This is a genomic window from Marinicellulosiphila megalodicopiae, assembly GCF_045862395.1.
Lineage (GTDB): Bacteria > Pseudomonadota > Gammaproteobacteria > Pseudomonadales > Natronospirillaceae > Marinicellulosiphila > Marinicellulosiphila megalodicopiae.
The window spans coordinates 413,517-434,726 of record NZ_AP023087.1; the positions used below are offsets into that span (position 1 = coordinate 413,517).

Annotated in this window: 23 protein-coding genes; 9 read left to right on the top strand and 14 right to left on the bottom strand. The window is 35.9% G+C overall.

Features of this window, described 5'->3' with window-relative positions:
- The first annotated feature begins 91 nt into the window (after positions 1-91).
- The 6 genes from TYM08_RS01735 to TYM08_RS01760 all read left to right on the top strand — a co-directional run bounded on the left by TYM08_RS01735 (position 92) and on the right by TYM08_RS01760 (position 6,408).
- A complete protein-coding gene (locus tag TYM08_RS01735; RefSeq protein ID WP_422381253.1) occupies positions 92-1,684 on the top strand; it encodes an ABC-F family ATPase in 1,593 nt (530 codons plus the stop codon).
- An 82-nt stretch (positions 1,685-1,766) separates the two neighbouring features.
- Entirely contained in the window at positions 1,767-2,255 is a 489-nt protein-coding gene (locus TYM08_RS01740) for an AAA family ATPase (protein WP_422381254.1), read from the top strand.
- A 154-nt stretch (positions 2,256-2,409) separates the two neighbouring features.
- Complete coding sequence (locus TYM08_RS01745) at positions 2,410-3,996, top strand: cation:proton antiporter (RefSeq protein ID WP_422381255.1); 1,587 nt, start codon at positions 2,410-2,412, stop codon at positions 3,994-3,996.
- Positions 3,997-4,087: 91 nt separating this feature from the next.
- Complete coding sequence (locus tag TYM08_RS01750; RefSeq protein WP_422381256.1) at positions 4,088-5,059, top strand: IS1595 family transposase; 972 nt, start codon at positions 4,088-4,090, stop codon at positions 5,057-5,059.
- A 148-nt stretch (positions 5,060-5,207) separates the two neighbouring features.
- A complete protein-coding gene (locus TYM08_RS01755) occupies positions 5,208-5,489 on the top strand; it encodes a helix-turn-helix domain-containing protein (RefSeq protein ID WP_422381257.1) in 282 nt (93 codons plus the stop codon).
- A 370-nt stretch (positions 5,490-5,859) separates the two neighbouring features.
- Positions 5,860-6,408, top strand: coding sequence for a 1,2-dihydroxy-3-keto-5-methylthiopentene dioxygenase (locus tag TYM08_RS01760; RefSeq protein WP_422381258.1), 549 nt, complete (start codon positions 5,860-5,862; stop codon positions 6,406-6,408).
- A 161-nt stretch (positions 6,409-6,569) separates the two neighbouring features.
- Here TYM08_RS01760 and mtnA read toward each other — a convergent pair whose 3' ends face one another.
- The 7 genes from mtnA to TYM08_RS01795 all read right to left on the bottom strand — a co-directional run bounded on the left by mtnA (position 6,570) and on the right by TYM08_RS01795 (position 13,517).
- On the bottom strand, positions 6,570-7,592 hold the full coding sequence (gene mtnA / locus TYM08_RS01765) for an S-methyl-5-thioribose-1-phosphate isomerase (RefSeq protein ID WP_422381259.1): 1,023 nt from the start codon (positions 7,590-7,592) through the stop codon (positions 6,570-6,572).
- Positions 7,593-7,783: 191 nt separating this feature from the next.
- Complete coding sequence (locus TYM08_RS01770; protein WP_422381260.1) at positions 7,784-8,779, bottom strand: adenosine deaminase; 996 nt, start codon at positions 8,777-8,779, stop codon at positions 7,784-7,786.
- Between the two features lie 148 nt (positions 8,780-8,927).
- Positions 8,928-9,563 carry a flavin reductase family protein gene (locus TYM08_RS01775; protein WP_422381261.1) on the bottom strand — a complete coding sequence of 212 codons (636 nt, stop codon included), beginning with the start codon at positions 9,561-9,563 and terminating at the stop codon, positions 8,928-8,930.
- A gap of 226 nt (positions 9,564-9,789) precedes the next feature.
- Positions 9,790-10,995, bottom strand: coding sequence for a hypothetical protein (locus TYM08_RS01780; RefSeq protein WP_422381262.1), 1,206 nt, complete (start codon positions 10,993-10,995; stop codon positions 9,790-9,792).
- Positions 10,996-11,553: 558 nt separating this feature from the next.
- Complete coding sequence (locus TYM08_RS01785) at positions 11,554-12,174, bottom strand: hypothetical protein (RefSeq protein ID WP_422381263.1); 621 nt, start codon at positions 12,172-12,174, stop codon at positions 11,554-11,556.
- A 237-nt stretch (positions 12,175-12,411) separates the two neighbouring features.
- Complete coding sequence (locus TYM08_RS01790; RefSeq protein ID WP_422381264.1) at positions 12,412-12,540, bottom strand: hypothetical protein; 129 nt, start codon at positions 12,538-12,540, stop codon at positions 12,412-12,414.
- Complete coding sequence (locus TYM08_RS01795; protein ID WP_422381265.1) at positions 12,525-13,517, bottom strand: hypothetical protein; 993 nt, start codon at positions 13,515-13,517, stop codon at positions 12,525-12,527. The genes TYM08_RS01790 and TYM08_RS01795 overlap by 16 nt, the downstream gene beginning before the upstream one ends.
- 417 nt (positions 13,518-13,934) lie before the next feature.
- Between TYM08_RS01795 and TYM08_RS01800 the strand changes: the two genes are divergently transcribed.
- The 3 genes from TYM08_RS01800 to TYM08_RS01810 are packed head-to-tail and all read left to right on the top strand — an operon-like array spanning position 13,935 to position 15,359.
- Positions 13,935-14,081, top strand: a complete 147-nt coding sequence (locus TYM08_RS01800; RefSeq protein WP_422381266.1) for a hypothetical protein — start codon at positions 13,935-13,937, stop codon at positions 14,079-14,081.
- Between the two features lie 32 nt (positions 14,082-14,113).
- Complete coding sequence (locus tag TYM08_RS01805) at positions 14,114-14,428, top strand: helix-turn-helix domain-containing protein (protein ID WP_422381267.1); 315 nt, start codon at positions 14,114-14,116, stop codon at positions 14,426-14,428.
- Positions 14,406-15,359, top strand: a complete 954-nt coding sequence (locus TYM08_RS01810) for a reverse transcriptase family protein (protein WP_422381268.1) — start codon at positions 14,406-14,408, stop codon at positions 15,357-15,359. Before TYM08_RS01805 ends, TYM08_RS01810 begins: the two co-directional genes overlap by 23 nt.
- A gap of 118 nt (positions 15,360-15,477) precedes the next feature.
- On the opposite strand, the gene TYM08_RS01815 is transcribed toward TYM08_RS01810, so the two are convergent.
- The 7 genes from TYM08_RS01815 to TYM08_RS01845 form a co-directional block, all read right to left on the bottom strand.
- A complete protein-coding gene (locus TYM08_RS01815; protein ID WP_422381269.1) occupies positions 15,478-16,266 on the bottom strand; it encodes a sulfite exporter TauE/SafE family protein in 789 nt (262 codons plus the stop codon).
- The gene (gene cmoB, locus TYM08_RS01820; RefSeq protein ID WP_422381270.1) at positions 16,259-17,284 is read right to left on the bottom strand and encodes a tRNA 5-methoxyuridine(34)/uridine 5-oxyacetic acid(34) synthase CmoB; all 1,026 of its coding nucleotides are present in this window, start codon (positions 17,282-17,284) and stop codon (positions 16,259-16,261) included. Before cmoB ends, TYM08_RS01815 begins: the two co-directional genes overlap by 8 nt.
- The gene (cmoA, locus tag TYM08_RS01825) at positions 17,281-18,006 is read right to left on the bottom strand and encodes a carboxy-S-adenosyl-L-methionine synthase CmoA (protein ID WP_422381271.1); all 726 of its coding nucleotides are present in this window, start codon (positions 18,004-18,006) and stop codon (positions 17,281-17,283) included. Before cmoA ends, cmoB begins: the two co-directional genes overlap by 4 nt.
- Positions 18,007-18,020: 14 nt before the next feature.
- Positions 18,021-19,064 (bottom strand): FAD-binding oxidoreductase, encoded by a 1,044-nt coding sequence (locus tag TYM08_RS01830; RefSeq protein ID WP_422381272.1) that lies wholly within the window; start codon positions 19,062-19,064, stop codon positions 18,021-18,023.
- Position 19,065: 1 nt separating this feature from the next.
- Positions 19,066-19,671 (bottom strand): GTP cyclohydrolase II RibA, encoded by a 606-nt coding sequence (ribA, locus tag TYM08_RS01835; RefSeq protein ID WP_422381273.1) that lies wholly within the window; start codon positions 19,669-19,671, stop codon positions 19,066-19,068.
- Between the two features lie 183 nt (positions 19,672-19,854).
- The gene (locus tag TYM08_RS01840; protein WP_422381274.1) at positions 19,855-20,391 is read right to left on the bottom strand and encodes a thioredoxin domain-containing protein; all 537 of its coding nucleotides are present in this window, start codon (positions 20,389-20,391) and stop codon (positions 19,855-19,857) included.
- A 181-nt stretch (positions 20,392-20,572) separates the two neighbouring features.
- Positions 20,573-21,166 carry a hypothetical protein gene (locus TYM08_RS01845; RefSeq protein WP_422381275.1) on the bottom strand — a complete coding sequence of 198 codons (594 nt, stop codon included), beginning with the start codon at positions 21,164-21,166 and terminating at the stop codon, positions 20,573-20,575.
- Positions 21,167-21,210 lie beyond the last annotated feature (44 nt).

The following is a 21,210-nucleotide window of genomic DNA, read 5'->3' on the forward strand; positions in this document are numbered from 1 at the left end:
TTCTTTAACTTTGTAATATAAGCAAGGATGCTTTAAAATTGCGCGCATTTTTAAACCCTCTAATCTTAAACTCTCTAAATAGGTCCTTCTTGTGATTTCAACCGCTAATGTCACCATGCAGTTTGGCTCAAAGCCATTATTTGAAAATATCAGTGTTAAATTTGGTAACGGTAATCGTTATGGTTTAATCGGCGCAAACGGTTGTGGTAAATCAACCTTTATGAAAATCCTAGACGGATCGTTAGTGGCGTCTTCTGGTAACGTTTCCATCAGCCCAGACGAACGTGTGGGTAAGTTGAATCAGGATCAGTTCGCTTATGAAGAATTCAGTGTTTTAGACACGGTAATCATGGGGCACAAAGAGCTTTGGGCAGTCAAACAAGAGCGCGATCGCATTTACGCTTTGCCTGAAATGAGCGAAGAAGACGGCATGAAAGTCGCCGATCTAGAATCTGAATTTGCTGAAATGGACGGTTACAGCGCAGAAAGCCGAGCGGGTGAATTATTATTAGGTGCTGGTATCGAAATTGATTTGCATTACGGTTTAATGAGCCAAGTCGCTCCTGGTTGGAAGCTACGTGTATTATTGGCACAAGCGCTTTTCGCAGAACCTGATATCTTGTTACTTGATGAGCCAACCAACAACTTGGACATTAACAGTATTCGTTGGTTAGAAGACACATTAAATCAGCGTAAATCCACAATGGTAATTATTTCCCATGACCGTCACTTCTTAAATTCCGTCTGTACAAACATGGCTGATATCGATTACGGTGAATTACGTGTTTACCCTGGTAACTATGACGATTACATGATTGCATCCACGGCTGCTCGTGAAAAATTAGTGAACGAAAACGCGAAGAAAAAAGCACAGATTTCTGAATTACAACAATTCGTATCGCGCTTTTCTGCAAACGCATCAAAAGCAAAACAAGCCACGTCTCGAGCTAAACAAATTGATAAAATTCAATTAGATCACATCAAACCATCAAGTCGTGTTAACCCATACATTGTTTTCCAACAAGAGAAAAAATTACACCGTTTAGCTGTGACAGTTGAAGGGTTAACTCATGGATTTGACGGCGAAACATTATTCTCAGGTACCGACCTGATGATTGATGCTGGCGAACGAGTTGCGATCATAGGTGAAAACGGCGCAGGTAAAACCACACTAATGAAATTGTTAGTGGGCGAATTAGAACCCAATGGCGGAACCATCAAGTGGGCTGAAAATGCAACAAAAGGGTATTACGCACAGGATCACGAACATGAGTTTGACGCGACTAAGAATCTACAAGAGTGGATGGAACAATGGCGTACAGAAGAGCACGACGAACAAATCGTTCGCTCAATTCTAGGTCGTTTATTGTTTAAAGGTGACACCATCGAGAAAAAATCTACCGTTTGTTCGGGTGGCGAAAAAGGTCGTTTATTATTTGGTAAGTTAATGATGCAAAGCGATAACGTTTTAGTACTGGATGAGCCAACTAACCACATGGATATGGAATCCATCGAGTCCATTAACCAGGCGTTAGACAACTACGAAGGCACATTGTTTTTCGTATCTCATGACCGAGAATTTGTATCGTCACTTGCAACCAGAATTTTAGAAATCAAAGACAATAAAATTCACGATTTCAAAGGTACATACGAAGAATATTTAAAATCTCAAGGCATTAATTAAAAACTACTTTTAATTAATACTAAATAAGGCTGCTTAATCATTTAAGTGGCCTTTTTTTATATTTTATAAAAAGGAAAATATTATGACAAAACTTTATATTTTAAACGGGTTTATAGGATCTGGAAAAACAACATTTGCCAAAAAAATTGAAGCCCAATCCAATGTACAAAGGTTCACAGTTGATGAATGGATGTTGCCATTGTTTGGTGAGGCTGATATGGAGCGTGATGTATTTGATTCAAAAATTGAATTTTTAGAGGCGCAATTTAAAAAAATGGCTGAGAAATTTTTAAATAATGGCGTGGATGTTATTCTTGATTTTGGCGGATGGAGTAAAAACGAACGTGACCAAATGCGACAATGGGCAAATACAATTGAATGTGAATTAAATATGGTCTATATCGATACTTCATTTGAAATATGTAAAGAGCGCGCTTTAAAACGTACCGAACAAAAAACAGAAAACAACTATATGTTTGATGAACAAACTATTGATACTTTATTCGGTTTTTTTGAAACGCCAAAGGCAGATGAAAAATTTCATAAAATCGTTCAAACAATTTTGAAATAATAAATCCGTTTAAGGCTGATTTAATTAAATTCTTGATCAATAAATAGACTCTGATTATTGCTAGGTACCTATAAATACTTTCGATCAAACCTAGCTCATCTCTAGATCCATTGTTACACTGTAGTTACTTCAAATTCCTTCTCTTGAGTTTTCTATGGATCTATACCTAATCATTTTAATTGCATTTATTGCTGGATTTGCTGTTAAGCAAATTGGTTTGCCCCCTATGCTTGGGTATTTGTTTTCTGGATTTGTGTTATTTAGATTTTATGGTGAGCAAATAGATGCCAGCTTGTTTGACGTACTGGCAGATTTGGGTATCACGCTTTTATTATTTACTATTGGTCTTAAAGTTAAAATTAAGGATTTAGTCAGTACACCTGTTTTAGCAGGTGCCATTGCCCCAATGGGTTCAATTATTGTAATTATAAGTGGCTTATTTACTTTAGCCAGCACTGCAACTGCATGGTTATTGTTTGATGTCTCAATTGGTATGCTTGCATTAATTGCGTTTAGTTTGAGTTTTTCATCAACCATTTGTATTGCAAAAATATTTGAAGAAAAAGGCGAGTTAAAAACCCGTCATGGAAAAGTTTCATTAGGTATTTTAGTTATTCAAGATTTTGCAGCGGTTATTTTTTTGGTTGTGGCAAAAGGCTCTATTCCTGAAATTTGGGCAATTGGGTTATTGTTGATTATTCCTGGTCGGATATTGATTTCTGAAATTTTAAACCGTGCAGGTCATGCCGAATTATTACCCTTAGCGGGGTTCTTTTTGGCGCTAGGTTGTTATTCATTATTTGAGTTTTGTGGAGTAAAAGGAGATTTAGGTGCTTTATTGGTGGGTATGTTAATCAGTGGACATCCAAAATCTGCCGAGCTTTATAAATCATTAATGAATTTTAAAGATTTCTTTTTAATTGGATTTTTCTTAGCAATTGGATTTAGTGCGCTTCCAACTGGTGAAACCTGGTTATTAACGGGTCTTCTAGTAATGATGATTCCGGTGAAATTTGTGTTGTTTTTTTCCGTTTTGATTTTAGTAGGCCTACGTGCAAGGGCGGCATTTTTATCCTCTCTAGCATTAATGAACTTCAGCGAATTTGGTTTAATCGTGCTTGATATTGCGACGGATAAAAACTGGATAAGCGATCAATGGTTGGTTGCTATGGCATTATCGATCAGTGTGTCGTTTATTATTACAAGTGTGGTATTTAAATTTGCCCATGTGATGTTTGTTAAATATAAACCTTTGATTGTGTTTTTTGAAAGAAAACAAACCATTACCGATATTTGTACTAATCCACCTATTGGTGCAAATGTTTTGATTGTGGGAATGGGGCGTGTCGGCAGCTCAAGTTATGATTCATTAAAAATTGTATTGGGAAATAAAGTGTGGGGTGTGGATGCGGACTCTGATCGTGCTCAGTCTCACAAAGAAGCTGGTAGAAATGTGGCCTTAGCCGATGCGGAAGATGGAGAATTTTGGGGAGTGATTAACCTCAATGAGGTTAAATTAATTATGCTTGCATTACCAAGTATGGAAGACATGAAAAACGTCATTATCCAACTTAAAATGAAAAACTATACAGGTAAAATTGCAGCAGTAACACAATACAGTGATGATGCGAAAAAACTTGAGCAATATGGTGCTGATACAGTTTTTAATTATCAAAAAGAAGTTGGGCAGGGTTTTGCTCAGGAAAGTATCGCATTATTGGTTCATGTGGATAACCAATAATAATTTTGGCTATGTTTAACATTTTTGTTGCTACTAGCAAAATTCATTTCACGATCTATCCTAAAGTTATACCTTAATGATAGATCGAAGTATGAACCGCCAACAATTTCAAAAATTAATTAAACAAGCCGCTAAATTAGACCCGGTACAAAAACAAAAGCTTGCCCAAACACTAACATTGCAAGAAAACCCCATTTTAGAGCGCCTAGCAAAAGAGTGCATTTCTCATGGAAAATGCATTCATTGCGAAAGTGAGCGTTTGCGAAAATACGGCAAAAGCAACGGCCGCCAGCGGTTTTATTGTAATCATTGTAAAAAGACTTTTGTTTGCACAAGAGGCAGCGCGTATTTTTATCAGCATAAAGCCGATGACTGGCAAGCCTATTTAGAGCACATGTTGGATCAAGACAGCATTCGGGTTTGTGCTAAAAAAGTGGGCATCAGTTCGGTGACGTCTTTTAACTGGCGCCACCGTTATATGAATGCAGCCGAAAACACCTTTGAAGACAGGCTTGAAGGCATTATTGAGGCTGACGAAACATACTTTCGAGAATCTAAAAAAGGCGACAAACATCTTAATCGACCAGCGCGAAAACGCGGCACAAAAACCTCAACAAAAGGGCTTAATAATACAGATTGGGTGGCAGTGTTGACCGCTATGGATCGGAATCATCACGAGTTTGATCATGTTTTAAAACAGGTAACCGGTGACGAAATCGAGATGAATTTAGGCTCAAAAATTGTGGATGAATCCATTTTATGTACTGACGGCCAGCCTGCGTATCATCAAATTTGTGAAAATCATCATTTGCATCATATTGTGTTAACTAATGCGCGCACTAAAGAAGGCGTGTTTCATATTCAAAATATCAACAATTATCACTCACAATTGAAGCAGTGGTATTTAAAAATGCATGGGGTGGCGAGTAAGTATTTACCGAAATATTTGGGGTGGTTTAGGATGTTGGCTTGGCATAAATATCAGGTGTTTTCTGAAAATTTAAATGAGCAGGAAAAATTGTTAGAATTCAAGCTGTTGCAGATACAGCAACATAATTTTTAAACATAGCCATAATTTCGTTCTAAAATGTGGATAAGCAAATAAAATCTAAGTTTATCCACAGTATTTCCTATCTCACAAACTATTTAAAACAGACTATACTCATTAAGAGTTTAATTTAAATATCTATCTACATAAAAAGGGAATCGTTATGTTGCCACAAGTTACGTCCATTGAGTTGCAAGAAAATTTAGCCCAGTTTTTAAAAAAACAGCGTAAAACTCAAAATATATCAAGACGAGAGCTTGCTTTGACAAGCCATGTACCAGAATCCACAATAAAACGTTTTGAAAATACTGGAAATATTTCTTTAAGACAATTTTTAATGCTATGGAATAGCTTAGATAAGCTCGATCGCATTGACTTATTGTGCATCAATCAAGTGTTTGAACCACTTAGTGCTCAAGATGTGTTACGTGGGAATTTTCAGTAGTAATTAATTAACTTAGATTTAAGAAGCCCATTCATCTTCTTAAGTGTAATTGAATAAATTTTCCATCGAGGGATAGTCCTGTAAATTTTGCTCGGCCTAAATTAATTAAAACTTGCCGTTTCACGTATTATATTTATCGCCCTGTTAAAATTAATAAATAAAAACAAGTTATAATTTTCCACAACTCACAACTCACAACCCATAATGAACAGCCAGTTCAAATCTAATCCTATAAATTCTTTGAGTTAATCCATTCGTTTTAATCAGTCTGTTATTTAGCCTATGCGATTGGTCGTTATATTTAGTACTATAGACAAATACAATTTCGAACTGCAAAATTATGCAATTGCAGTATTTACAGGAAAAGCCAATGAGCGAATTAACCATTTTTAACGACAGCGACATTCAAGCTGACACACAATCTTCTATTTTTAACAGCACTGATTCTTTAGAAATTAAAGAACAATTACATAAAGTGGGTGTCACTTTTGAAACTTGGGACACTTATCAAGTAGATGTTAATAACACTGATGCTGTGTTGTATGCTTATAAGGCCGATCTAGATCGAATTCAAGGCAGTGGCGGATATCAAACTGTTGATGTGATTTCATTGGATAAAGGCAATCCAAATGCAGCGATGATGCGAGCTAAGTTTTTATTTGAACATCAACATAGTGAAGATGAAGTTCGCTTTTTTGTGAAAGGAGAAGGGTTATTTTGTCTGCATATTGGCGAGAAAGTTTTTCAAGTTTTATGCACCCAGGGGGATTTGATTTGCGTACCTGCTAATACCAAACATTGGTTTGATATGGGAAGTGATCCAATGTTTACAGCGATTCGCTTTTTTAATAATGAAGCAGGTTGGGTGGCAAATAGTACCGAATCAGACATCGCAACAAAGTTTCCTCTTTTGGATTAGTGGTTTAAAAATGATAAGCGTGACACTTTTAAAACCTTAGGTTTATATTTAGCTGTCCTTGACTATATTTTTATCAGGGATTCAGCTAATGGTGTTTTAACTTAGGTCGTTTTTTCTATTATCTCTAACCTCTAACCTATCACTTCCCTGTGAGCGGTATTTTATAATGTTTTTAAGCAACCATTTAATACATCTTGCGGATAATAAACCCCAGTATCTAACACCCAGCCAGTAACCAAATTAGCAGGAGTCACATCAAAAGCAGGATTATAAACTTTGGCTTGTTTGGGAGCCCATTGGCAAGATCCAAAGCTTCCACTTACACCGGTGACTTCAGAAGAGGCACGCTGCTCAATTGGAATATGTGTCCCACTTTCACAATCTATATCAAGTGTTGTCACTGGTGCGACTACATAGAATTCAACGTTATGAAAGTTAGCTAAAACCGCTAAATTATAAGTGCCAACTTTATTAGCAAAATCGCCATTTGCAGCAATTCGATCAGCGCCGACAAATATTTTATCCACTTTACCTTTTGCCATTAAACTGGCCGCCATATTGTCACAAATTAATGTGTAATCTATTTTCCAATTGCCTAATTCATAAGCGGTTAAGCGGCCACCTTGTAATAGTGGTCGGGTTTCATCTACCCAAACATGAATGTTTTTACCTGCTTGATGGGCGTGTAGAAACACTCCTAAGGCTGTACCTACACCTGCTGTAGCCAGCGCACCTGTGTTGCAATGGGTCAGTAAATTATCGCCATCGTTAATTAATTGCGCGCCAAACGTAGCCATGGCGTCACACATTAAGCGGTCCTGTTCAAAAATACTTTCTGCCGTGATAACAAGCGCATCAACAAATTCCGATTGTTCTAAAGCCTGTTGCATGGCATCCATACAATTCATTAAATTTACAGCAGTAGGGCGGGCAGCGCGACAATCACTGATGGCTTGAGTTAATTCCATTTTGGATGTTCCTCGTTCAGCTAGCATAGCAATTAATATACTGGCAGCAATGCCAATGGCAGGTGCGCCTCTGATTTGCAAAGACTGAATCAAATGAATCATTTCTCTTATTGATTCGCATTCATGCCAAACTTGTTCGTGAGGCAAAAGGTATTGATCCAATATTAATAATTGGTTGTCTTGATATTTAATACTTGCAGCAATCAAAGCTTTCACGATGGTATATTCCCAAATAAACAAAGCAGAGATTTTAAGGATTTGTTAGTTAGATGTATAGGCGAATACAGACGTTTGGGAATAAATTAATTTTTCTAAGGAAGTGTTGGTGAATGAGCGCTTGTTTTTAATATTAATTTTTAAAACAAGCGCCTTATTTTTTAGAATTGTTGAGTTTAGAATTGTTGAGTTTAGAATTGTTGAATTTTGCGTATCCATTTTGATTTGTCTGCATCACTTAAAAAACTTGCATTAAAACTGTTGATTGCAAGTTGTTTAATTTGTTCATCACTTAAACACAAAGCCTCATCTAGGGCGTAAAAATTATCGTTTAAATAACCACCAAAATAACTGGGGTCGTCTGCATTAACAGTGACGCACATACCTTTATTTAACAAAGAAATAATATTATGTTGTTGCATATTATCAAATACACATAATTTAATATTTGATAATGGACACACAGTTAAAGGCATTTGAGTATTAATTAAATGCTCAACTAATATTTCATCTTCAACACAGCGTACACCATGATCAATACGTTGAACGTTTAAGTCATTTAATGCGCTCCAAATATATTCAGCAGGACCTTCTTCGCCTGCATGTGCTACACAGTTTAAACCTAATGTTTTTGCCTGTTTAAATACAGTTTGAAATTTTTCAGGGGGATTACCTGCCTCGGAACTATCAAGCCCTACAGTGCTAATCATATTTAAAAAGGGTTTTGCTTGTTCTAATGTTTTTATCGCATCATCTTCATCTAAATGACGTAAAAAACACATAATTAATTGGCTTGATATGCCCATTGTTTCTTGGGCTTCGTTCATTGCTTTTTTAAAACCATTCATAAATACTTTAAATGGAATATTACGATGAGTATGGGTTTGCGGATCAAACATTATTTCGCAATGTTTAATATTATCTTCTTGGCATTTTTTAAAATAAGCAATCATCAGTTGATAAAAATCGTCTTCGTCTTGTAAAACCGCAGCTCCCAAATAATACAAATCTAAAAACGATTGTAAATTATCAAAATTATAAGCCGCTTGAATTTGCTCAATGCTATTGTAAGGCAGTGGTACATTGTGTTTTTTTGCAAGCTGCATCATCAAAGCAGGCTCCAGTGATCCTTCAATATGTAAATGTAATTCTGCTTTAGGAATGTTTTGAATCAGTGAGTTTTTCATCGGTGTCTCTTTTTTAATATTTCCTTAAGTATTATCGTATTTAGCTTATTATTCAACCTCCAACCTCCAACCTCCAACCTCCAACCTCCAACCTCCAACCTCCAACCTCCAACCATTAACCTTTAACAACGTAAATTAAAGTGAAAGATTAAATAATTAATGGTTTTGGCTGAACCCCAGATTTTGCATAAGCTAATCGTTCTAAACGATGTGTCGTGTGGTAATTATCCAACCCTGAAACAGCAACTGTGTTTAACTGTTCAATATCAATGTATCCATCATTTTGAATAACATTATCTTGCACAATCACTTCTACAATTTTACCAATAACTAAATGGGTGTTGTTGTATTTTATTTGAGATTGCTCTACTAACTCTAAACCAATTCTGACTGTTGATTGTTCAACATAAGGGGCGGCAATAGTATTACTAAAAATCGGTATTAAACCTGTTTCATCAAATTCAGATTCTGTTTTAGCATATCGCGCCGAGGTTTGATGGGCCTGTTTGTACATAGATTGGGTGACGTTATTTAACGTAAAAAATCCAGTTTCAATAATATTGCTTAACGTATGACGCTCAACACTGTCAGGTCGATTTATAAAACCCATCAAAGCAGGGTCAGCACCTAAGTGAAATACCGAACTAATAATGGCAAGATTATGCTGATCGTTTTTATCGATGCTACCAACTAAATTGGCGGACTTAAAACCTGAAAGAGAATTAATGAAATTCACTTTAAAGCGATGGTCCATGTTTTCGATGTCAGGTAGTGAAAAGTGCATAGTGAAAGCCTATTTGTATGTGAAAGTGGTTATTATTTTAGTCATTTTGTTTTACGTGGAATTTTGAGTATTGGATGTGATATAGCTAAATCCATTAAGTTTTGAATGGTGGAGTATGTTTATTTTGATTTTGATTTTGATGTAGAGTCGTTGTTTGTATATTCCAGCTAATTGAAAAATTCAGAACTAAAAAGCGACGCATTCATAAATACGTCACTTCTATTATTTATTTATCTAATTTTCTAATCCATTTAATAATTTTTCTATCGAGTATTTTTTTACGAATCTGACTATCAATTAAATAATTATCAGCCTCGCCACCGTCAATGGGATTATTCACAACTTTAACATTGGCCTGTGTAAATAAATCACCTGTATCAACTAACATTGGTGTCATCGCGCCGCCACCTCCGAGCAATAATACATCGCCGTTAAAATATTCTAGTTGATCGGTAAATGTGCGCTCGCCTGTGAATGCACAATTAATATCTAAGTGATGTTGTACGCTAGCTAAATGACCAAAGGTATCGTAATCACGATAAAATAATTCGATATCGACATATTTAAAATCAGATAAATCGGTTTTTGCTAAGCCAAATACATAGCTGGCACTATAGGCATTTTTACCCAAAAATCCGGGTACACCTAAAATGGTGAGTAATGTTTGTTTATTAGTGAGTCCCATAAAAATAGGGCTGTCTTGTTCTGGATAGTATCGTGCTAATGATATGACTGGGTCGAATCCTTCAAGCACATTTAAATAATCGACACCTTGGGATTGAGCCATTTTAAAATCATCACAACTTTGCATATTATGAATTTGAGTTTCTATATCATTGGAATACAAAGCGCCCGTTGAAAACACACCTACAAAATCATCAGGATAACGATTAACCGTCGCAATAGCCGCCATACCGCCACCTGTTATGCCTCCGACTACCACCTCTTGATTACCTGCATTAATCACATGATCTTTTAACCATTTAATATCTTCAACGCGTTGATCCAGTCCCCATGTTTGCATAATTGAACAGTCATTTTGTTCACAAATACTCGCATCGCCAAACAACATACGATCTTCAATGACCCACACTTCAAACCCTGCTTTTGCCAACACAGCTTCAAAGCTGTCTAAATATTTTCCTGTACTGCTGATACTTAAATGATCAATCGTCACATTAAATGATGAGGCTAAAATCACGATAGGTAATGCTTTTTTGTGTTTATGCTTATATTTATTTTTATGTTCGCGTTTAATTTGTTTAGTGCTGAATTGATTCAACACATTATCGCCATCTTGCCAATTTTGCTCGACAATAGTGAGAGGCCCTTCTTTAGTTTTGAATTCGTCAATCAGAACAGGTTGCGCCATTGCAGATAAACTGACAAAACATAATGTAGCTATTGAACTTATAAGATTAATTTTTCGCATAGTTGGTCCCTTTTGGAAAATAATGAATGAATGCATAAAAGTGAATAACAGCTTTTATATAACAGTTTTTATACACCTAAACATCCTAGCACAGGTTTTTTGATTTTTTCTGAAATTTTTATTGTGCTAGTTAAAACACAATAAGTTGGTTTAATAGTTATTGAACTCTATTTCAATTGAGTATTTGCAACGCAATGGAGGGTTATGAACGTTTCACATAAATATACTTAAATGTTTATTCACAGCAAAAAAAGATGCGCTTATTATTTAGTTTTTAACTTCTTTTGTTCCAGAAGTGATCACAAAAACCAAAGGTTTAGGGATTATCGTATCGTTAAAAAACGAATGCCCGACATGCTGTAAGTAAACGATGCCGCCTGTTTTATGGATGGCGACACCACAACCCGCCCCCGGTACTTCCGTGCTGTTTGGGTTTGTGTGAATTTATTAGTTATGGATTTGATTGAATATTAAATTTATTTTTTATAGCGATAATGTTTAAATCAACAAGTTTAAAACAGATTTTGTAGAGAATAAATTTTAATTTTATTGTGTATATTACTGATATTCATGAGTTAAATAATTACTAAAATTTAATAAATCTGAAATTAGATCAGTTAAGTAACTTTGCTCAATAGTAATATGTGTTCTTGCAAAATACTCAATATCTAAATTTTTATTTTCTGAAATTATTTTCAACTCTTTGATTTTTTTATCTAAATCAATGTGTCCTCCAGCATGAATAATTAAATTCCTAATAGATTGTGCTTTTTTTATATTTTGCCATTCTTTTGAGTTAGATGGGAAGTTGATTTTTGAGAATTTTGAAATGTATTTTTTTGCACGATCAATTCCTTTTCCATCAATATCGAATGGATTATCCACTATATTTTCATCCTCCTTAATGCTGTCACTAAGTTGATTTAGAAAATCCTCAAATAACGCTAAAAGCATAACAAGGTATGAACGTCTCTGAAGTTGAGGGAATTCTGTAGATAGTTTGCCATATAAATCTGTTCGATTATTAAATCTATCGTCAACATCTGTATCTTCGACTTTTAGACTAGCTTCATATCTATTCAGTTCCTCTGGCCATAATCGTTGTGAAAAATTAATTAATTCAGAAAAATCTATAATGTCATTATAAAAGTACGCTATTTCTTGGATGGGTGTTTTCATTGAAATTCCTTGAAAAATAAAAAATGAATAACTATCAATCTACTATTGGAATACAGTCCTGGCTAAAATTTTGAAGGCAGTTATCAATCACATTAAAATATCCACAATTTGATCGCATGCTGGCCTGTAATGGGATAATTTAATTCAAAAAATAATGCCGAATTTTTTGGCAATACAATGGGGGTTATGACGAGCTAAAGCTCGGCCTACGAAATGATCCAAAACCGTAGGTCTGCCTCAGGCTGACAAACCATCCAACTCAAATTTCTGCAATCGATTATTCTGCAATTCCGCCACATAAATACTGCCCTGTTTATCCACCGCAATATCATGGGGGACTTTTAACTCACCTAACGCGCCCCCCAAACACCCCAGCGTTTTATTATTTCACCTGTCAGTGACATCACAATCACCTGACTTCTAAGATCGTTTTTTTGACCGTGAAGAATGTCGCCACCATCCACCACATACAGTAATTGATCAGGCCCAACTTGCACTGAAAACGGCCTACCAAGGGCTACATCATCCCATGATGCCACCCAGTCACCCTCTTTTGAAAACACTTGAATACGAGCATTAGCGCGATCAGCAATGTATAGCTGTCCTTGATTATCTTGAGCAATGCCATGAGGTAAGTGAAACGATTGTTTGTCGATGCCCAGTTTACGTACTTGCCAAATTAACTTTCCCTTGGCATCAAACTTAGCAACACGACTATTTATATAACCGTCCGCCACGGTAAAGTCGCCGTTGTCACTCACCACAATTCCCGTTGGCATGGCAAAATAATAAGGGTTGTTTAAAAAGGGTAAATTAAAATAGTTAAAAATATTCAAACGATTACGAATTTTAGCAAGCTTCGGTCGGTGTAGGGTAATGCTTCGGTTAAGTTGTTTTATCAATGAATAGTCTTTGCCAAAGCTCATTAAAAGTGTGCCGTTACTATCAAATTTAAACACTTTGTTTAAGGTGGTATCACTGATCCACACATTGTCTTGGTTATCAATTGTAATACTATGAGGCGCTTTAAACTGGTTGGCTCCCCATTTAGTTTTGACTTTTTGCGTTTGCACATCAATCACAAATACCACAGGCTCAGGGATGATTGTATCGTTAAAAAACGAATGCCCGACACGTTGTAAATAAACGACGTCGCCTGTTTTATTAATGGCCACGCCACAACCTGCACCCGCTACTTCTGTGCTGTTTGGGTTGGGCCAGATGATACTGGCTTTGCCTTGCGTGAATTTCTTTATGCTTGGCTTTTGTTTGAATATTGATTTTGTTTTTTTTGTTGGCCAGAGTAGAAGTAGGGTTGTGATAACTATTAAGGTGTAGATCATCTTGGTCTCTTTAATATTAATTAAGCTTAAATGTAATAATTGGAATACCTAATAACACTGAGTTTTTTGATAAACAACTATACAACTTTACATTTTGACTCTGTCCATTTAGTATCGTCTTATTGCTAAGAATGAGAGCGATGCCCATTACTGCTGAGCTTTATAGCTCGAGGAGATTTAATTCTCTACCGACATCACCCACAGTTGTTCATACGCTACACAGTTAACTTGAATATAATTGCACAGTATATTGTGTAAGTTACTTGAGATATACCTTGAAGCATATGTAACGCATTTGTGAGTACCACGCAGTAGGCGAGAATCCACTGCGTGGAAAACGAGGATCATAGCCAAATACTCTCACTACTAATCACGGGCGAGCCAGACCAATTCGGTTTGGATGATTAGGAGAAAAGTATGAAAAGTACAATTAGCAATATTTGGCTGGCACTTGTCCAGAAAAAACCAAAAAAAGACTCTATGTGGAAATGGTTTAAGCTTGCGATAGTAATCGCGAAACTAATCGTTAAAATAGTAGAGTTGATTATGGGGGATGACGGATGAGTGTTTCCTTAGTTTTTAATTTGGAATAGAAAATGATAAATAGAGCTGTAAAAATCATAAGGCAATATAATGAGTATACTCAACTTGAGCTTTCTGAAATTTTAGGTGTTTCCAAACTGTATGTATCTGAAATTGAATCAGGTAAAAAGCCAATGGATAGTGATATCCTCTTAAAGTATTCAAATTTCTTTGATGTTCCCGTTTCTTCATTAATATTTTTTTCTGATTCAATAAAAAATAAAAAAAAGAATAATATTTCTAATAAAGTGCGTGTTGGTTTAGGAAGTAAGTTGTTAGATGTAATGGAATGGGTAGTTGAACGAAATGAATCAAAAAAGAAAGTATAAACTTAAAATTGACTCTAAAAATAAATCGTACGCTATTAAAGATTCTATATTTTATAAGCTAAATAGCAAAAAGAAATTGGCAGAAATATTACATACTACTTTGCCTAAATTGAATGCATTACGTAGTAATGAAAATTATCATGAGTTTATGGATCATAGTGGTAAAAAACCTAGATTAATACAAAAACCAATTAATGATTTAGAGGTTATACACACAAGGATAGCAAGTCTATTAGTCAGAATTACTACACCATCATATTTACATTCAGGTGTTAAATTAAGATCCCATATTACCAATGCTTCAAGTCATCTCGATTCTGAAGATGTAATGACTGCTGATATTAGATCATTTTATTCTTCAACTAAAAAAACACATATCTATAATTTTTTTCATAAAACATTAAAAGCTTCTCCTGATGTATCGGGGTTATTAGCTATAATCTGTTCATTTAATGAATTCGTTCCAACTGGAAGTAGATTGAGTATGCCTATAGCATTCTGGGCTAATTATCCAATGTTCACAAAGATTAACAATTTGGCATTGTTACATAAATTGAATTTTTCTTTATATGTGGATGATTTGACTTTTTCGGGCTCTACGATACCTCAAGATTTTGAATTAAATATTAGAAATATTGTTAAATCATACGGTCATAACCTACACCCAAAAAAAACAAATTTTTATAATAAAACACAATTTAAAATAGTCACTGGTGTTGCTATTAAAGATGGTAAGCTATTTGTTTCAAATAAACTGCATAAAAGCATTTTTCAAGATATTGAGTTATGGAAGGCAGGTGGGATGTGCTATTTTGAGGATTTGCATAATAGATTAGTTGGTAAGCTTAATTCTCAGGCGCAAATTGATCCGAAATTAAAAAATAAAATAATATCAATTAGAAAAAAAATAAGAGAAGAGGAAGGGGCTTAATTTTTGGATGATACTGATTCAATTCAACCAACTATGTAATACTGTGACGAGCTAAAGCTCGACCTACGAAATAATCCAAAACCGTAGGTCAGCATTTATGCTGTCAAACTATCAACTCTTAAACCACAACCTTAATAATCAAAGCAATCCCAGTCAAAATCGTCACGATCTCAAAACTGCGTTTTATAAACTGGTTGTTTTTAATTTGTGACAACCTTGCACCTGTATAACCTCCAATGAGTGATCCTATAATTAGGGCAGGCAACCATGTGTATTGAGGCTCTGTGGTGATCGCTAATGTTACGGCGCCACTGGCATTCCAGAAGATGCCCACTAACACTAATGAGAACGCGACAGCTTGTTTGTAGCTTAAACCAAACCATGACACCAACCAAAGTGTGACAAATAATCCTGTACCGCTGGTGAGTGATCCATTTAAAAATCCTAAAAAGAATAACCCCAAACCACCTAATAAAAACCCAAAAAAATGTTGGTTTTTTAAATCGGCGGTTAAACCTAGTTTGGGTTTGAATATTGAGTAAACCCCTAAGCCTATGGTTAATATGCCTAATAAAAATTGCGCGAGTTGTTCGTCGATCTTTACTATGGTGAACGCACCTAACATGACGCCGGGTATGCCGAAGGCTAACATTAATATGGTGAGGGTTTTGGTTAGGTGTCCACTTTTTAAGTGGGCGATGCTGGCGCCGAGCCCTAAAAAGACGGAGGCTATTTTATGGGTGGCAAGAGCCGTTTGAAATGAAAGCCCTAAAAATAAAAGCGCGGGTAATTGAATTAAGCCTGCACCACCGCCTGCTAATGCAGATAGTGTATTGGAAACAAAAGCGACTATTAATAAAATAATAGAATCGAATAAAACCACAGAATCAAATGCAATCTCAAGCATAGCGCTTTAATCGTCCGCTGGATTTTTTTGCAATTAATGTTGCACGCTTTGGCGCTGGGTGACCTTCAATTGTTAGATCGGGATTAGTTGGATCTAAATAATCTTGTAACGAGGTGCCAGGTTTAAATTCTGTTGAGCGTTGTTCGTCGGTGCTGGTTTGATTTAAATCAATACACTGCACGTCTTCAAAGCCCATTTTTTTACACCAGCTGATTAGTGTGGGTACGCTTGGTAAAAACCAGATGTTATTCATTTGCGCGTAACGACCTTCAGGCACTAATACTTCACCAAGTTGCCCATCGATTACCATGGTTTCTAACACAAGCGTACCGCCTGTTTTTAGTGTGCTGTGTAAGTGTGCGATATGATCAAGGGGCGAACGTCTGTGATATAAGACACCCATTGAAAAGGTCATATCAAATAAATTTAAATTCTGTGGAATTTCTTCAAGGGTAAACGGCAACACACTGACTGTGGGTTCTTGTAAGAAGTGGTTAATCAATTGAAATTGGCAAACTGATAACCAAGCAGGATCAATGCCCATTACGGTTTTTGCACCGGCGGCTTTCATGCGTAAACAATGATAACCATTTCCACAACCTACATCTAAAATATTCAGATGAGACAAATCACCCAACTGATTTACAATGCGCTCCCATTTAAAGTCAGAGCGCCATTCGGTGTCGATCTTTTTGTCGAACAACTCAAACGGCCCCTTACGCCAAGGCATTAATCCTTGAATGTAAGTATCTAGGGTGTGTGTGTCTTGTTCATTTAAATCAGTTTGTTTGCCTACACTTACCCAAGACTGATCTAGTAGTTTGTGATCGGTAATTTGTGTAAATGGATTGTCTAATAACTTCATCCAACGACGTAGGTTGCCATCATTATGGGTGGCCATTTTATTGTTAATGGCGATTTCTAATTCTGGTTTGTAATTGTCGTATTCTTCTGGAAGTGCGTCTAAAAATTTTTGAAAACTGATCATGTTGGACTGGGTCATATTAGAGTGGCTCATTTGATGGCCATGATTGAACAAAAGTTAAGGCTTTGAAACCAAATATGAGGGTGCGCAAAACCAATGGTTTGTAATCGGCTTTCGTGTGTTTGCCAAGTCTCGGCAATTAATACGTTTTCAATGGCGCTGCGTTTTTGTGCAATTTCTAAATCGCTATATCCATTTGCGCGTTTAAATTGATGATGGTTTTCAATCATTAATTCATTTAACGACGAGTCTGCAAAATCTAATTTTTCAGAAATAATTAACACACCACCTTTTGGCATGGCGTGATAAATTTTTTCTAACAACGCTTGGCGTTTTTCAAGTTTGATAAATTGTAATGTAAAATTTAAGACAACCACACTTGCATTGATAATTTCTATTTCAGAAATGTCGGCCAATTTAAATTGCACCGGTAACATCGACTCTTCGCTGTTGATGTTCACTTCGCACTTATCAAGCATGGCTTGTGAGTTATCAACCGCAATGATGTTACAGCCAGTTTGTTTGACGTTGTGACGCATTGATGCAGTCACCGCACCTAATGAACAACCCAAATCGTAAAGATTGGAATTGGGTTGGGCATATTTTCCCGCCAGTAATCCGATCATGGCAATAACATGACTGTAGCCTGGCACCGAACGTTGAATCATATCAGGAAACACATTGGCGACTTTTTTATCAAACGTAAAATCTGCCACCTGTGTGTGAGCATGTTGATAGATGTTGTCTTTACTCATAATCGATTGCTCTTTTAAACTTGAATATCTGATTCATAGGGTAGGTCTTCAAAACTATCAACACGAATATTGCTGCGATCCATTTGACTTAATATGCATTGAATTTGCATGTTGCGCACCATGTCAGGCGCACCACAAATAAACGCGCCAAATGGTTTTAAACTTAAGTGGTCTTGTTTGATGATGTCTTCTAATTCGCCGACACGCATGGTGTTGTCTAACTCAATATTTAGGCTGTTGCGTCTGCAAATGTAATTTAGTTTTAAATTGTCGTGTTTTTTAGCAAGGCGGTTAAGTTGTTTTTGATAATAATGAAACTCAGGTTCACCTTGAGCAATATACAAATGCATGTCTTGTTCGTGTTTGTTTTTTATGGCCTGTTTTAAAATGCCCACTAAAGGCGCTAATCCTGTGCCTGTCCCAATTAATATTAATGGCTTGTCGTAAATAAACGGATGATAAAAGCAATCGCCGTTGGCATTTGATATGGCAAATTTACTGCCGACTTTTGCGTTTTCAAATAAATAATTGCTGACTTTACCATTTAGTTTTTTACTAATATGCAATTCAATGACACCTTCATCTTGAATGCTTGCAATGGAATAACTGCGCTCACCAAGTGGTGAATGAATATTAATAAATTGGCCAGCTTGCCATGTTATGTTGCAGGTAAATTTAATACTAAACACACGATCATTTAAGGATTTTTTCTCAATGACGCTTGCGCTGTTTACATTTACTTTTGCCGCTCGCATGGTAAGGTTTGTATCTTTTGAAAAATCAGAGCCTTTGCATTGGCAGCTTAAAAATAATCCCATTGAAACCTGTTTGGCATCTAATCCATAGATGGAATTATCAGGCGCGCTGACATTAGCTTGTGCATTTGAATCAGATCGCTGGTGATTAAAATCAAACTCATCGCATTGTAAAACACAGGCATGGCAATTACCTTGGCGGCAACGACTTTGAATGTTTAGCCCTTGGCTTTCAATGGCTTCTAAAGCTGTTTTGTCGTCACTAAATTCAATACTGTGATCTTGATAATTTATGGTGCGCATTTTACCAATTCATTTTGTGGCCAGAATCGGTTTTGGCTTTTAAGTACGATTCGTTATCGTGTTTTAAATGCACATGCGTCTGGCGAATCTGGTTTAAGGTAATCGGGCTATTTGCAAAGATTGCTGCTTTTTTAGGATTGTTGGTCATCAAATCAATTTTGCTGACATTTAATGCGCTTAGCATATCAATAGCACATTGAAATTCACGCTGATCTTCTTCAAAGCCTAGTTTTTTATTGGCCTCGAAAGTGTTTAAGCCTTGGCTTTGTAATACATACGCATCAATTTTGTTATATAAACCAATGCCACGACCTTCTTGGCGCAAATATAAAATAATTCCGCCAGATTGCGCCATTGCATCAATGGCTTCATCTAACTGTTCACCACAATCGCAACGTGAAGAATGAAAAACATCACCTGTTAAACATTCAGAGTGAATGCGCACTAACGGGCAATCTTGCGCAGAATCGGCTTGCTTAAAAATTAAAGCAACATGTTCTTCATGTGATTCAAATCCGGTAAAACTCACGATTTGCGCATCAACATGGCTTTGTTTGCCCACTTTTAATGCAACGCGGGCTCTAACTTCGACTTTTGAGGGGATCATAACGACCTAAGAATAAGTGAATAGAGTGATAAATGGGGGGAATTTCAACAAATTATAGCCCCAAATAAAAAGGCGCGTATTTTAGCAGTGTGAGCGCTGGGCGTATAGTGACTTATCGTAACTGGAGGATATGAAGATTAGGCTGCTTTGTGGGTTGCCCTAAAGGACAGTCCACATGGAAAATCACTCACGATCATAAATCGCTGTGCGTACCAGTAAGCTCGGCAACCCGCTAATGCCTGTCGTATGACCCAAAACTTGACCATTTTTAATAAACAAAATTGTCGGTGTCACCTGCACACCCCATAATTTAGAGATGATCTGGTCGTCATCATTAATGGTTTTAATGTTGGATTGCTCGCCAAAATGTCCAACCAACTCCGAGTTTTCACCGGACGCCATAGCAATCGAAACAACCGGATAGGTTTTGACTAACTGTTTCATAGACAAGGTGGTGACTTTACAAGGAGTGCACCAAGTGGCCCAAAAATACACAACCACTAATTGGTCTTTTGACAGCAAAGTTAAATCAATTGAGTTGCCTTCAATATCAATATATTCACTTTGCGGAATATTAGCAGTAGGTAAAGTTTGGCCACGCCAATAATCTAAAGCGAAGGCAATTGAGAAAAAAACCAATGCAAAGATCAGAAAGTGTTTCATCACTTTTAATAGTTTGGTTTTAAATGATGGTGATTTTGGTTGTGCTGATTTATTCATAAGTCTGGATTGATTCTTTGTTTAATCATGATTAGATATTTGAATGTGGATAATATTACATTTGAGTTTTAATTGCTTTTTATCGCAGGATTAATATTCAATTAAACTCGGATACTTTTTAGAATATTTAATTGAAAAATTGAAACTAGTAATCCTAGTTATGTATATTGTTGTCACTTGATTATTTTCGCGCGAACGGAAATTTGTGGTTTAATTCTTCATAAAATGAATAACTCTCTGCATATCCTGAAAATGTAGACTCATCTTTTAAACAAAATCCCATAATATAGAGTTCATTTGACTTAAGTGAGCTTTGAGGAGGTGATGATGATTTAACCTTATAAGGCATTTTAGGGTGAGACTCACTAAATATATTATTAAAGTCTACAGAACCATAATCAAAAGACTCATCGTTTTTATTTAATCCCTCTGGATATAATTTTTTATAATCCACTTCTGATAAAATTAGATAATTTTCTTGTCTAATACCGGTTTTGTGTTTTTTTAATGTCATATAATTATTACCAGAATGCGAAAAATGACAATATCCCAATAAGAATCGATCATCCTTATATTTAAAATCTAAATCGAAGTGACCATATTTTTTTAAAGGTAATTTTAAAATATTGTCATAAAATTCAATCAGTTTCGTTTCTCCTGTTTCGTTATCAATATAAGTAACAGACTCAGGCTTCTCTGTTAAAAACTCAATATAGACAGCACCTTTACAGCTTGTTAGTAGAGCAATGTATATTAATAGGCTTAGTTTTTTCATTGTGTAAATCCGTATTTTTTAAATTTGAATAGTTCAAGGAATTG

What these genes read in the sequence shown, in the direction of transcription:
- cmoA (WP_422381271.1), bottom strand. Translation starts at nt 18,006, where the DNA reads ATGAGTAAAGACAACATCTATCAACATGCTCACACACAGGTGGCAGAT.
- TYM08_RS01775 (WP_422381261.1), bottom strand. Translation starts at nt 9,563, where the DNA reads ATGCACTTTTCACTACCTGACATCGAAAACATGGACCATCGCTTTAAA.
- TYM08_RS01795 (WP_422381265.1), bottom strand. Translation starts at nt 13,517, where the DNA reads ATGATCTACACCTTAATAGTTATCACAACCCTACTTCTACTCTGGCCA.
- TYM08_RS01805 (WP_422381267.1), top strand. Translation starts at nt 14,114, where the DNA reads ATGATAAATAGAGCTGTAAAAATCATAAGGCAATATAATGAGTATACT.
- TYM08_RS01755 (WP_422381257.1), top strand. Translation starts at nt 5,208, where the DNA reads ATGTTGCCACAAGTTACGTCCATTGAGTTGCAAGAAAATTTAGCCCAG.
- TYM08_RS01780 (WP_422381262.1), bottom strand. Translation starts at nt 10,995, where the DNA reads ATGCGAAAAATTAATCTTATAAGTTCAATAGCTACATTATGTTTTGTC.
- TYM08_RS01740 (WP_422381254.1), top strand. Translation starts at nt 1,767, where the DNA reads ATGACAAAACTTTATATTTTAAACGGGTTTATAGGATCTGGAAAAACA.
- TYM08_RS01840 (WP_422381274.1), bottom strand. Translation starts at nt 20,391, where the DNA reads ATGAATAAATCAGCACAACCAAAATCACCATCATTTAAAACCAAACTA.
- TYM08_RS01845 (WP_422381275.1), bottom strand. Translation starts at nt 21,166, where the DNA reads ATGAAAAAACTAAGCCTATTAATATACATTGCTCTACTAACAAGCTGT.
- TYM08_RS01830 (WP_422381272.1), bottom strand. Translation starts at nt 19,064, where the DNA reads ATGCGCACCATAAATTATCAAGATCACAGTATTGAATTTAGTGACGAC.
- TYM08_RS01750 (WP_422381256.1), top strand. Translation starts at nt 4,088, where the DNA reads ATGAACCGCCAACAATTTCAAAAATTAATTAAACAAGCCGCTAAATTA.
- TYM08_RS01815 (WP_422381269.1), bottom strand. Translation starts at nt 16,266, where the DNA reads ATGCTTGAGATTGCATTTGATTCTGTGGTTTTATTCGATTCTATTATT.
- TYM08_RS01745 (WP_422381255.1), top strand. Translation starts at nt 2,410, where the DNA reads ATGGATCTATACCTAATCATTTTAATTGCATTTATTGCTGGATTTGCT.
- TYM08_RS01760 (WP_422381258.1), top strand. Translation starts at nt 5,860, where the DNA reads ATGAGCGAATTAACCATTTTTAACGACAGCGACATTCAAGCTGACACA.
- TYM08_RS01800 (WP_422381266.1), top strand. Translation starts at nt 13,935, where the DNA reads ATGAAAAGTACAATTAGCAATATTTGGCTGGCACTTGTCCAGAAAAAA.
- TYM08_RS01785 (WP_422381263.1), bottom strand. Translation starts at nt 12,174, where the DNA reads ATGAAAACACCCATCCAAGAAATAGCGTACTTTTATAATGACATTATA.
- ribA (WP_422381273.1), bottom strand. Translation starts at nt 19,671, where the DNA reads ATGATCCCCTCAAAAGTCGAAGTTAGAGCCCGCGTTGCATTAAAAGTG.
- TYM08_RS01810 (WP_422381268.1), top strand. Translation starts at nt 14,406, where the DNA reads ATGAATCAAAAAAGAAAGTATAAACTTAAAATTGACTCTAAAAATAAA.
- TYM08_RS01770 (WP_422381260.1), bottom strand. Translation starts at nt 8,779, where the DNA reads ATGAAAAACTCACTGATTCAAAACATTCCTAAAGCAGAATTACATTTA.
- cmoB (WP_422381270.1), bottom strand. Translation starts at nt 17,284, where the DNA reads ATGAGCCACTCTAATATGACCCAGTCCAACATGATCAGTTTTCAAAAA.